The 12,796-nt window shown below is 55.5% G+C and carries 7 protein-coding genes and 1 pseudogene; 1 reads left to right on the forward strand and 7 read right to left on the reverse strand.

Annotated elements, in window-relative coordinates; translation table 11 throughout:
• Position 1 precedes the first annotated feature (1 nt).
• The 7 genes and pseudogenes from ACHHV8_RS28570 to ACHHV8_RS28600 all read right to left on the reverse strand — a co-directional run bounded on the left by ACHHV8_RS28570 (position 2) and on the right by ACHHV8_RS28600 (position 11,476).
• On the reverse strand, positions 2 to 1,621 hold the full coding sequence (locus ACHHV8_RS28570) for a response regulator transcription factor (protein ID WP_395162709.1): 1,620 nt from the start codon (positions 1,619 to 1,621) through the stop codon (positions 2 to 4).
• Positions 1,622 to 1,714: 93 nt separating this feature from the next.
• The gene (locus tag ACHHV8_RS28575; RefSeq protein ID WP_395162710.1) at positions 1,715 to 3,010 is read right to left on the reverse strand and encodes an ABC transporter substrate-binding protein; all 1,296 of its coding nucleotides are present in this window, start codon (positions 3,008 to 3,010) and stop codon (positions 1,715 to 1,717) included.
• A 110-nt stretch (positions 3,011 to 3,120) separates the two neighbouring features.
• Positions 3,121 to 4,884, reverse strand: a complete 1,764-nt coding sequence (locus ACHHV8_RS28580) for a cache domain-containing sensor histidine kinase (protein WP_395162711.1) — start codon at positions 4,882 to 4,884, stop codon at positions 3,121 to 3,123.
• Positions 4,885 to 5,042: 158 nt separating this feature from the next.
• Positions 5,043 to 5,885 carry a carbohydrate ABC transporter permease gene (locus ACHHV8_RS28585; RefSeq protein WP_395162712.1) on the reverse strand — a complete coding sequence of 281 codons (843 nt, stop codon included), beginning with the start codon at positions 5,883 to 5,885 and terminating at the stop codon, positions 5,043 to 5,045.
• On the reverse strand, positions 5,882 to 6,844 hold the full coding sequence (locus ACHHV8_RS28590) for a carbohydrate ABC transporter permease (protein ID WP_395162713.1): 963 nt from the start codon (positions 6,842 to 6,844) through the stop codon (positions 5,882 to 5,884). Before ACHHV8_RS28590 ends, ACHHV8_RS28585 begins: the two co-directional genes overlap by 4 nt.
• Before the next feature lie 192 nt (positions 6,845 to 7,036).
• Complete coding sequence (locus ACHHV8_RS28595; RefSeq protein WP_395162714.1) at positions 7,037 to 9,106, reverse strand: alpha-glucuronidase family glycosyl hydrolase; 2,070 nt, start codon at positions 9,104 to 9,106, stop codon at positions 7,037 to 7,039.
• 184 nt (positions 9,107 to 9,290) lie between these two features.
• Positions 9,291 to 11,476, reverse strand: a pseudogene (locus tag ACHHV8_RS28600) (glycoside hydrolase family 52 protein).
• Between the two features lie 300 nt (positions 11,477 to 11,776).
• Here ACHHV8_RS28600 and ACHHV8_RS28605 point away from each other — a divergent pair.
• Positions 11,777 to 12,691: an AraC family transcriptional regulator gene (locus tag ACHHV8_RS28605; RefSeq protein WP_395162715.1), complete on the forward strand. Its 915-nt coding sequence runs from the start codon at positions 11,777 to 11,779 to the stop codon at positions 12,689 to 12,691.
• The last annotated feature ends 105 nt before the right edge of the window (positions 12,692 to 12,796 follow it).

Raw genomic sequence — 12,796 nt, forward strand, 5'->3', positions numbered from 1 at the left:
GCTACTTGATGACATCGGTAGGATTAATGCCGGTAAATTTTTTGAACAGCGTGCTGAAATAAGGCACATTCTTATAGCCGACCTTCTCCGCCACCTCATAGACGAGCATACGCTTTTCCAGCAGCAGCTCCTTCGCCTTCTCCATACGCACGCGCGTTAAGTAGTTGTTGAACGTTTCGCCGGTCGTATTCTTAAATATAATCGACAAATAGTTGCGAGAAATGTATACCTTATCGGCAAGATCGCCCAAGGTGATATCTTCGGCGAAATGCTCGTGGATATATTGAATCATAAAATCGACGGCCTGCCGGTGCTTGCTGTTGCCTCTCCATTGGCGGCTGCTGCTGATCGCCGCAATCTTGTCCGTCAGCCAGGCCTCCAGCTGCTTCGGCTGCGTCAATCCCGCAATTTCCTTTGTAATCTGCTCATTCGGATATATATCATCGAGCACCATCCCAACCTCGTACAAGCAGTAAGCGAAAATGCCCCAAAGCTCGCCGGCCAGCATCTGCAAGTAATCCGAGGTAATGCCCTCCTGCTTCTCCAGCCGTCCGATATACTCCGCAATAATCCGCTCCGCCTGATTCTCCTGGGACGTCTTTATCGCGCCCGCCAGCTCCAAATAAAACTTGACCGGACGTAAAACCGGGCATCCTTTTCCGTTCTTCGTGTCGCCGATCGATGTGAACAGATCGTAGCCCTCCGCGGCCCGGTTCTCCTTCAAATCGATCGCCCGGAACGCCGCTTCCGTCGAATCGGGAATGTCCTTCCAGTCGTCCTGAATGCTGCCGATTCCGACCCGAATGACAAGCTTTAAGTAGCTGCGCACGCAATCGATCAGCTTGACCCCGAGCTCCAGCAGCCTGCCTTCGAGCTGCTCCTCCGGCATCTCGCTCTGCGGATGAAGAACAAGCGCGGCGCGCGTGCTGTGCAGCTCCGTATATTCGACCTGCTCGAAGGCTTCCTGAGCGATTTCGCTGACGACATTGCTGACCGCAAAGCGGAACAGGTTCCAGTCGGACAGCGAGAGCTGGCTTGCGCGGACGTCGCGAACAATGTCTATGCCCAAGACGACATGCCGGTTCTGCGACCAGTAACGGTAAGGAGCAGGCAGCAGGTGCTCCATCCGGTACGCTTGATCCAGTGTCCCGACAACGGCCGACTTCACCCATTCCTTCTCGATAAACGGCTCGTACATCATCAGCTTATGCTCAAGCTCGTCCTGCTTCATTCGTCGTTCTTCTTCTTCCTCCAACGCATGCAGCGACTTCTCCAAAATGGTTTTCAAGGTAGGCAGGCTGATCGGCTTGGACAAATAATCGCTGACATTCAATCGAAGCGCCTGGCGCGCGTATTCAAAATCCGCATAGCCGCTCAAAATGATAATTTTGCCGCCGTATTCCTCTTTCCGCAGCTGTTCGATCATCTCAAGCCCGTTCATGCCGGGCATATAAATATCCGTAATGACGACATCCGGCAGCTCTCTGCGGATCATGTCCAGCCCGTCAGCCCCGTTCAGCGCCTCGCCTGCCCATTCGGCATTCAGCTCATCCCAAGGGATGGCCAGCTTCATTCCCTGCAGCACCTGACGGTCATCGTCGATAATAGCGATCTTCCACACGCAAATGCCTCCTCTTCTGCCTGGTCCCAAGGGAAAACAAGGAGCCAGGCCCGGAACGCGGCGCGTCCGAGCATGGCTTCCTCGAAAGTTATTTTATTTCTCGTATTCCTGCGAAGCGGATTTCAGCTTGTCGAACGCCGCTTCAGGCGTTGTTTTACCGAAGCTCAGCTCATCGCGGATCAACTTCCAGTCTTTGTCGATAAAGTTCGTCCAGCCTTTGGCGCCAGGGCTGTAGGTCTGTCCGTCCTTCTTCGTAGCATCAAGCAGCTCTACGCCGGCCTTATCGACATCGCTCAGAGTAGGAGTCAAGGAAGCGACGATATCACTGTTCACCGGCATCCCGCGTTTCGTACCCAAAATTTTGGCCGCTTCCGGGTCGTTCAAGAACCAGTCTACGAATTTTTTCGCTTCCTCCGCATTTTTGGAGGTTGGAGAAACGCCGAAGAACATGGAAGGCTTCAGCCAGCCGCCCGCTTCTTTATCCCGCGGCATCGTAATCATCGCATAAGCGCCTTCCTTCAAGCTGTTCCAGGACGCGTAGTTGTTAGAGAAGCCCAGGCGGAAAATAATTTTGCCTGCAACCATCAAGTCCATTTTAGGATCGAACTCTTTATCCGAAGCATTCACATCTGCAGGAGGAACGATTCCTTCTTTACGCAGCTCTTCGAACTTCCGCGTCCATTCCAGGAATGTGTCCTTGTCGATGTTGAATTTCCCGTCGTTCGTTACGACCTGCCCCTTGCCTTTGGCATATTGAAAGCCGCTGTAAGCAAAGTAGTCGCCGGCATAATCCTTCGTGAAATACTGACCCTGCGGGAGCTTCCCTTTCAGCTCCTTCGCCATGTTAAAGAAATCGTCCCACGTCCAGCCGTTCTTCGGCGCTTCGATGCCAAGCTTCGTCAGTGCCGCTTTGTCATAGATCATTCCCTGGGCGACATACCCAAGCGGAAGAGCGACCTGCTTGCCTTTGCTTTGACCGGAGGAGAGCAGCTTCGGATCGATCTTGGCCAAATTCAGGCTCGACAAGTCGGCCAATTGGCTGCGGCCCGCCCAGTCGGAAACCCAGCCCGGATCCAGCTGGAAAATATCCGGCGCATTGCCTGCCGCGGCTTGCGTCGACAGCTTGTCCAGGTAGCCGTCCATTCCGGAATATTCCGGCTCGAAGGTGACGTTCGGATGGCTCTTTTTATACAAATCGATTGCGGCGAGCGTCGCCTCGTGACGGTCCTGAGATCCCCACCACATGATGCGGAGCTTGGCGCTGCCGCCTTCGCTTGCCGCGGCTTGGCCCGGAGCCGCCGGTTCGGTTTTATTTCCACAGCCTGCTAACGATGCGGTCAGCGCCGCACCTGTAACTAATACTGTAAGAGAACGTTTCCAATTACTCATGTACATTCAATCCCCCTGTAGGTAAAGATGTTTTCCATATGTCTATAGTAGCAACTCCTCCAGGTTGTTTATATATGAGAGATGCTCAATTTGTTATAATATTATCCGAACTATTTCAACGCGTTTTCCGGCTCTTCGCGCTGTGCCGGGCGCTCCGTCAGCTTGGGCAGCAGGATCGCCACCCGCGTGCCTCCCTCGGCCCTTTCTTCAAGCTTCACCCCGTAGCTTTCTCCAAAATAGGCGGCAATACGCTCCTTCACATTGCGGATGCCGTAGCCTCCCGTACGCCGTGCAGGCTGGCTTGCCGCCAGCGCTTCCTCACGCAATCCGACACCGTTATCTTCAACGGTAATCCGTATTTTATCCTGCAGCTCCGTAAAGTGCAGCTCGATCCGCCCCTGGCTTCTCGTATTAAAGCCATGGACAATGGCATTCTCCACAAAGGGCTGCAGCGTCATCTTCGGCAAGTACAGCTGCTGCATCGGCAGCTCGCTGTAAATGGCATAGTCCAGCCCCGAGCCCCAGCGCAGCTGCTGGATTTCGAGGTAGCATTCCATATGCTGAACTTCCTCTTCCATTGTAATAAAGCTTTCGCCGTTGGACAAACCGATCCGAAACATGCGGCCCATCAGCTCCAGAATGCGGCTCATTTCATCCTGGCCCTTCGCAATAGCCATCCAATTCAGCTGGTCCAGCGTATTGTATAGAAAATGGGGATTAATGTTGGCCTGCAGCGCCTCCATCTCCGCCTTGCGTTGCTGCTCGTGCCGGCGCTTCAAGGATAAATAAAGCTCTTCAATCCGCTCGTTCTGTTTCCGGTAGCCGGAGAAAAGATAGCCGAACTCGTTCGTATAATCCGCCGGAAGCTCCGTATTGCTCCCCCCGACGGTATAAGAGCTCATCGCTCCGACCAGCTGCTTGATCGGCTTCGTAAACTGCCGGCTGAGCCAGTGGGTCAGCAGTAAAATTAGCAGCACCGCAGCGACCCCGATCATGCCGATGACCTCGGCGAGCTTCACGCTTCCCGCGGTCAGCTGCTTCCACGGCGTAATTTCGACCAGCGTCCAGTTGGAGTCCGACAGCTTGGAGTAGACCAGCAGGGAGTCGTTCATCCCGTACTTGCCATTCGTCCGGGCCGAGCCCGACCTGCCGTTCATCTCATCCATCCACTGCGACAGCTCCGGCTGCTGGGGAACCTCGCCGATACCGAGCAGCCGCTGCCCCTTCGCATCGATCATAACCCGGTCCGCCGAGGCGGAGTGCCCGGCCAGAATCGCCTTGATCCCTTCGGCCTTGACGTGAATGACTAGAATACCTAAATATTTATCGTCATAAATAATTTTGCGGATAAAGCTCAGCACCGGAACGCCGCCCTGAACGCTTGAAATGACGTGCTCCTGCGACCAGGCGAAATCGCTGTCCTGCAGCAGCGGATACCATACCTGGCCGGCTGCCTCGTTTCGGTCGCGCAGCTGAATGTAGTTCTTCGAATCTCCCTGTACAGGCCGGTCCATGTACAAATCGATGCCCTGGATCAGCGGAATCGAATACGTCAGGTTCGCCAGCGTCTGCTCCACGCTCCTCGAGCGGCGGTACCGGTCGAACTCATCCTGCCTGCCCGTCAACAGCGTGATCATCTCGTCGTCGCGCGAGGTGGACAATGAAATCTGCTCAATCGTTATAAGCCGGGCGGAAATTTCGTTATTCAGCTCGTCCAATAATTGGTGCTGGTAATAGGAAGTCGACTTCACCAGCTCCTTGGAGGAAATGCCGTAGCTCGCCCAAACGGTACAGCCCAGCACGACAATCATGAAGCCGGCAAAGCTGCGGAAGAACAGATGGTCGATTTTATATTTCTTGAACGGGTTCTTCATAAGAGCGTCTCCTTGATTCGAAAAAAATGAAAAAAGCAACGAATCGAGTCGCTGCTTCAAGTTATCGGCGGTAAAACCGGAGCATGCTTCGGTTTCATTCCCTATTATTTCACAAGCGGCCTGAGGCGGAAGCTTCCGCCGCGGCTGCTCGTTATATTTTATCCTTTTATCCCCGACTTCGCAATTCCTTCAACGAAGTATTTCTGCGCGAACACAAACACCAGTGTTGCCGGAACGATCGATACGAGGGACATCGCCAGCAGTTGGCCCCACTGCTGACCCGACTGCGAATCGTTAATCATCCGGAGCGCCAAACCTACCGTATATTTGTCCACCGAGTTAATGTACAGCAGATGGCCGAGGAAGTCATCCCAGTTCCATAGGAAGCAGAAGATCATCACGGTCACGATGGCAGGTACCGTTAGCGGCATTACGATGCGCCAATAAATGCCGAACCAGGAGCAGCCGTCCATCTTGGCCGATTCATCCAGCTCCGGGGGAATACCACGGACGAACTGGATCAGCAGGAAGACGAAGAAGGTGCCACCGGCTCCGCTCGCCAGCAAATGAGGGACAATGAAAGGCAGGTACGTATTGACCCAGCCCAGCTGATGGAACATCGCATACTGCGGAATAATAAGCACCTGACCGGGCAGCATCAGCGTGACCATAAGCAGGGAGAACCAGAACTTTTTGAGCGGAAAATCAAGCCGGCCGAAGCCGAAGGCCACCAATGTACATGAAATGAGCGTGGTGAGCATAACCGCAATTTCGAGCCCGAATGTATTCATATAAAAATCCGTGAACGTATGACCGGGAACCGCCTTCCATCCGTCGGTAAAGTTGTTCCACTTAGGCACCGAAGGAAACAGGCCCGGAGAACTGAGCTCGCTGTTTGATTTCAATGATGCCCCGATCCACCAGATAACCGGGTAGACCATAACGAGACTGAATACCGTCAGCAAGACGTGATGCAGCGTTTTTTGAGATTTAGTTCTCATTTCCGTTTGCGCCCCCCTGTCTCGGTTTCATAAAACACCCAATATTTCGAGGTTCCCGCAATAACCGCAGCCACGACCACGATCATCAGCAGCATAATCCAGGCCAAGGCCGAGGCGTAGCCCAGCTGATAGCGGCTGAAAGCACGCTCGTATAAATACATTGCATAGACGAAGGTCGAGTTCATCGGCCCGCCGTTCGTGATGACATAGGCGGAGGTGAACATCTGGAAAGCGTTGATGACGCCCATAATCAGGTTAAAATACAGCGTCGGCGAAAGCATCGGCAGCGTTATTTTGAAAAATTGCACGAGCTTCCCGGCTCCGTCGACCGAGGAGGCTTCATACAAATCGCTCGGAATCTGCTTCAGACCGGCCAGGAAAATGACCATCGAAGACCCGAACTGCCAAACCGTCAAAAGAATAAGCGACCAAAGCGCCGTATGCGGATCGGTAATCCAGCCTTTGCCCTGAATGCCGAACACGGCGAGAATTTTATTGAAAAATCCGTCTACGCCGAACATGTTGCTCCAGAGCAGCGATACGGCGATACTTCCGCCGATCAAGGAAGGGAAATAGATGGCGGAGCGGTAAGCCGAAATGCCTTTGACCGCCCGGTTCAGCAGCATAGCTACAAGCAGCGCAACGATCAGCTTCAGCGGAACGGAAGCCAATACGTACATAAAGGTTACTTTCACGGAGGTAACAAATTTATCGTCAGCCGTAAAAATTTTGGTATAGTTGCGCAGTCCGACCCACTGCATCGGCTCCATCAACGTATAATCCGTGAATGAATAATATAGCGATAAAATCATAGGATAGGCGGTTAAGCCGATAAATCCAAGCAGCCATGGCATAATAAACAAGTAGCCTGCAATCGGAGCGTCCCACCGTTTCAAGAAGGAGCGGCGCTTGGGGGCAGCCTTCGCTTCAGTTAAAGGCGCTGCAGCCGTGCGGTTCATACGATCACCTCTTCAGTTAATCTCGTCCTCTGTCTATATTTATTATAGAGGCCGCACTGCGGAGGCTAAATAAGAGGAATCCTCGAATTCTTTTAAAATATTACGAAAAAAAAGAAAGCCGCCCTGAACGGGGCGGCAAGCGCGTTGTGAAACCTATGCATTTAGGCGATACCCCGATGGGGCATCCATGCTTTAATATATAGTCCGGCCCTGCGCATCGGCGATGCCGCTTTTCCGGTAAAAATACGTGTTGATGATATCGCGCCACTCCCGGGCATGCAGCGCCTGCTCCGCCAGGCGGTCAGCCACCTGCGCGAAGCGCTCCTCATCGATCCGGCCGCGCAGCCCTTCCCAGGCTGCCTTCAACCGCTCCGCCTGCTCCACGCCTTCAAAGTGCGTATCATAAATATGCTGGATAACCGTCTTGCCGGAATGCAGCACATGGGTATACGGCACGTGGTGAAAGAACAGCAGCAGCTCGTCAGGGCACGCATCGACAGATTCATACATATCCACATTCGGGCCCTGGTATTGTCCCGCATAGCCGGTTCCCGTCTTCATCGTCCGGTCGACGCCAATTCCATGCAGATCGGCAAAATGGTACGTTCCCCACTTGGAATACTCATATCCGTCCACATTCGGGCCATAGTGGTGGTCCGGATTGACCATCCAGCCTACGCCGAGCGGCGAGGTGTACGATTCGTAGATGCCCCAGGAAGCCATCAGCATGCCGCGGACGGTTTCGGTCAGCTCCTCATCCGCTGTGCCGAAGGCAAGACGAATCCATTCCTCCGCGATCTGCTCCGGCGCAAGCTCGGGATTCCATGCCAGCCGGCCGTATCCGTACAGGTTCGCCTGAGCCAGCAGATGGCCGGTCCAGTTCGCGTCATTGCCGATGTTCGACACGGCCGCGAAGCCGCTGTACTTATTGCCGTACAGTGAACCGTCGACCACCCGCTTCACCGTCGAGCCCGGTCCCTGCGCGTAGGTTTCAAAGTCGAGCACTTCCTTCCACTGCGGAACAAGGTAGCACAGATGACGCTGCTGTCCCGTATATTCCTGCGTGATCTGGAACTCGATCATAATGTTGGTCTTTTCCATCGCGCCGAATAACGGCGATACGCCCTCCCGCACCTGGAAGTCCATCGGGCCGTTCTTCACCTGCAGGATGACATTGTCCATAAACCGTCCGTCGAGCGGCTTGAAATGATCGTACGCCGCTCTGGCCCGGTCGGTCGAGCGGTCGCGCCAATCCTGCTTGCAGTTATAAACGAAGCAGCGCCAGATGACGATGCCGCCATACGGCAGCAGCGCCTCGGCCAGCATATTCGAGCCGTCGGCATGGTCCCGGTCATAGCTGAACGGTCCCGGACGGTTCTCCGAATCCGCTTTGACAAGGAAGCCGCCGAAATCGGGAATCGCGGCGTATACCTCCGCCGCCTTCCGCTTCCACCATTCGCGTACGCCGGGGTCCAGCGGGTCGGCTGTCGTCAAGCCGCCGATCTCAAGCGGACTCGCATAGTTGATGCTTAAGAACAGCTTTACGCTGTAGGCGCGGAAAATATCCGCCAGCTTGGCGATCGCCGGAAGGTAGCGATCCGTCAAAAACATCGTCTCGAATTTATGCACATTCACATTATTGATAGCAATTGCATTGATGCCTGTAGAGGCCAGCAGCCTGGCATAATCCCGTACCCGATCGTAATCGGTCGTTATTTCGTTATCGGTATAAAAGATCGACTTGCCGGCGTAGCCGCGCTCGATACTGCCGTCGATGTTATCCCATTGATTCATCATCCGTAGGCCGTTGACCGGATTTTCTATCACATTCAGGCTGTCCAACGGGCTGCCGGTGCCTAGCAGGCGCAGCAGGGCGAACGCGCCGTACAGCAAGCCTGCTGCAGTCTCAGCCCCGAGGGCGATGCACTGCGCGTCAGCGTCTGTACGGATGGCGAAGCCCTCCGGCCCGGCCGCGGCGCGTTCTTCCGCGCCGAAGACGCGGTCGATCAGCGGATGGCCGCTGCCGAACAAGCCGACGGCGATGCAGCCGCCGCCCGCTTCCGCAGGGCTGACACGTACCGGCTTCGCGCCGGTCAGCCCCTCGATGCCCCGCGTCAGCTCCGAAACGGCGGAAGCGATCACTTCATGATCCGCTTCCCCGTTTACGGCGATATTGCCGAGCCATGCGGCATAAGCGCGGTGCCGCTCCCCGCTCATATCCAGCCGTTTATATTCAAGCCAGGCCTTATACCCGGCTCCCAATCGGACCGTTCGACGATGTCGTCATGCTTTTACTCATATGATGTCCTCCTTGTATGTCCAAAACAAACCGAACATATTCCGATTGTGCAGTCTCTCCAGAGCCCTAGATCTCTGCTGCGATTCTACCTAATTTAATGCTCCAAGGGGTTCAACCGACCGACCGCCGCGCCGCAGCTCCGCAGCTTTAACGGACGAGGCTTGTGTCGTTCTTCCCTTCCAGCAGCCAAAGGATGGCGGATACGCCCCGCGGGTAATATTTGCTGCCGATAATCAGTCCGTCCAAAATCTGGTCGCTCCAGCACCAGTAAGACAGCTCAGGATGCAGGAGCCAATTCACGTGGGCGGCATCCGCCTCGGCTCCGCGCTCATCCCACGGCAGGTTCATAATTTCCCGGGCGATAAATTGGGACAAATAAATTTTGCTGAGCCATGAGTTCTTGCTTGTGGAGGATAGCTTCCAGGCTCCGTCCTCGAAGAGGCAGGTTCCTTTCACCAGCACGGTGCTCAGATGGGTCTGCAGCGCCTGCAGGTATACCGCGAACCGGCCGTTCGGGTCCAATGCCTCCGGGCAGCCCGTGAAGTACGGGAAGACCAGGCCTTCAATCGCCGGAATGATCCGGGAATCGTTGTTTTCTCCGATGACGGCCGGAATGTAGCCCTGCTCCGTCAGCTGAGCCGCTACGGAAGCTGCGCATTTGTCCGCCTGCGAGCCGGCCTGCTCGGACAGCTGAGGAAGCTCCTCCAGCTTGAACAGCCGCTCCATCGCCACATAAACGGCCCAGCACTTGCCCGCAAGATAAATGTTGTTGCGCGATTGACCCAGCGACACGTCCAGGCTGTCATAGGTCGTAATCTCCGCGCCGCCCTGGGTGCGGGTGCTGTCCAGCCCCATCAGGCCGTTGCGCTTGTCCGCGTCCGGGTGATCCCGGTTCAGCATGCTCTCGAAGCCGGCTTGAATGACCGGCAGCATGCGGTTCTTGAACGCCTCATCCTTCGTCTGCTCGATATACACGAGCGCGCAGCAGAGCCAGTTCACGAGCTCCTCATGGCTCATGTAGGAGAAGCAGTCGTCAATGCCCGCCAGCTCGTAAGCCGAATACTGCGGACGCGAGAATACGTTCGCTACGCCGACATCGTGGGTAAAGGAGATACCTCCAGGATACTCCGTCTCATCTCCCGGAAAGCGTACTTTATCTTCATAGCTGTAGCGGTTGACGAACAGCTCCAGCTCGTTGCGCACCGTCCAAGGGTTCATCATCAGCTCATAGTACAGCTGATCCGCCGTCAAGTCGAGCGTGTTCATCATCCGGTATTCACCCTCGTTGACGATCCACAGCGGCTCGCCGTCCGCATCCAGCAGCTGCGTGCTGCCGTAATAGCTGTGAATCGCGTGAGCGAGCATGAACTTCTGGTCGCCGGATAAGTTCGCGGATTCGATCCATTCGTCCGCCGTCAGGCAGGAAGCCGTCAGCTCCGGGAAATGATCCAGCGCGTAATGAGCAGCTTGCTCCATATTTCGGAAAAAGCGTGTGTAATAATAGGAAGCATCAATGCCCGTCGTCACCAGGCCGCCGCGGTAAAAGCAGACGGCAAACCGGAAGGTCTTCTGCTCGCCGGCCGGCACTTCCATCAGCACAGCACCGGTGCCGCCTAGTCCGAAAGCATGGTTGTGCTCCAGCTTTTCGCCGAGAATTTTTTCCATGGTGAAGCCAAGCGCGGACGTCGTTCCTTCGTCCTTCGTGACGATAGCGGTCATCCGCCCCTGTCCGATGCCGGTCAGTTGTCCCTCGCTCGTATCCTGCAGGCGGCGCATTGCGCTGTACGGATCATTGCCCTGGTAGCCGAAAAAGGCCGTCCGCGCTGTCATTCCCTGCGTATTGTCGAGCGTCAGCTCGGCGAACACGGCAGGGACGAGCGCCGCCTTCAGTTCTTCTTCGTTCGCCTGTCCCGGTTCGGGCACCGAGCGAACGGGGAATAAATGCGGAACGTCAAGTCGCCCGCCTGCCACGTATCCGTTCCCGTCTTGAACGTACGCGAAATGGTATCGCTCTTGAAGGAAACGAGCCTTGGCAGAGGAGCTTCTTCTCCTGTACGGGAGGTCGGCATGGCCCCGGTGGTGCCTTTATCCTTTTCTTCCTGTTTCTCCACATCATATCTAGCGCTTTCATCTTCTACCGATTCAAAGAACGGCAGCGCTTCATAATAGCTGCCTTCCCGCGATTGAAAGCCGATATACATATTTTGATCGGCCGGTTTGCCCAATTCGAGCCCCAAACCGCCGTTTTTGCCGCGAAAGCCTAGTGTAAAGCTGGCAAATGCCCCGATAGGTGAATGCTGTGCATTGAAAAAAAGATTACGCTGTGCCATCATATAACCCCTTTCGTCACGGTCGTCCTTTGTACAGACTCCTGATTCATGTCCATCCTAGCATGCGGCACAGCCGGATGACCATTGTCAAATCGATCAATTATTTACCCAAATCGGGCTGAATGAGGTATACTGAAATCAAACGTGGGCCCAGCTAAGCTAAATTCGCTGACCGGAGATATCGTGTTCCGGCAGCTCCTTGCCGCTCAGGTCTGAACAGACGGGCCAACGGCCCACATCGATAGCCGATACCTATATCGGCATGGCTTTTACATCAATGCCGTAGCAAAGGAGACACGTGCGATGTCCGCTTCCTTTATCCCGCCCGCGCTCGGGCAGAGCCTAAGTGAAATTATGCTGCCGGATGTGAAAACGACCGTCAATCTGTTCGGCATGCATCTGCGCCGTGTCGACGGCAGCTGGGACTATCCGGTTCACGAGCATCCCCAGTATGAGATCAACTATCTGCTGGAAGGCGAGCAGCTGATGACCGTAAACGGCCGCCGCTATGCTCAGCAAGCCGGAGACCTGATGCTGCTCAGACCCGGCGACGCCCATTCCAGCCAAAGCGGCAATCAGGAGCCGTTCACCTATTTCTGCATCCACTTCGATATTGACGATAAAATCTTTCTTTCCCTGCTGGGCCGCATGGAGCAGGTGCTGTTCGCAGCGGACAGCTCCCTTACCCGGCAGGTGCAGCCCGTACTGGCCAAGCTGATCGAGCTTGCAGGCCAGCCCGACCATACGACGATGGCGCAGCGGATGCGGCTGCAGTCGGCCATGTTCGAGCTGTTTGGCCAGCTGTGGGAGGCCATCAGCCATGAAGCCGAGCTCAGCGCGTCGCCGGCTTACGAGAAGGTCGAGCTGGCCCATCGGATCCGCACCGAGCTGCAGGCGCTCGGTACGCAGCACTTCAAGCAGGGCGTCGCCGCCGAGCAGCATTACGGCATCGACGATATTGCCGCCAAGCTCGGCATCAGCACCTCCCACTGCAACCGCGTGTTCCGCCAAGTGTTTGGCATATCGCCGCGAGTGTATTTATCCGGGCTGGTGCTGCATGAGGCCAAGCTGCTGCTGGCCGACCCCAGGCTGTCCGTGCAGCATATCGCCTCCATTCTCGGCTACCGCGATATTGCCCATTTCAGCCGTCAGTTCAAACGCTGGTCGGGCTTGTCGCCGAGCGAGTACCGGAAGGCGGATGGAGAGCCGGAGAGCTAGCGGCTGCATCTTCTCAGCGGCATAGCGGGGTTCCCGCAGCGGCGGGGCCGCGTTCCTAAGATTCGTAATGGCTCATCGGCCCTCCTCCAAGGTTGAAATAAAAAA

It is taken from the genome of Paenibacillus sp. TAB_01, assembly GCF_043945595.1.
In the GTDB taxonomy this organism is placed as follows: domain Bacteria; phylum Bacillota; class Bacilli; order Paenibacillales; family NBRC-103111; genus Paenibacillus_S.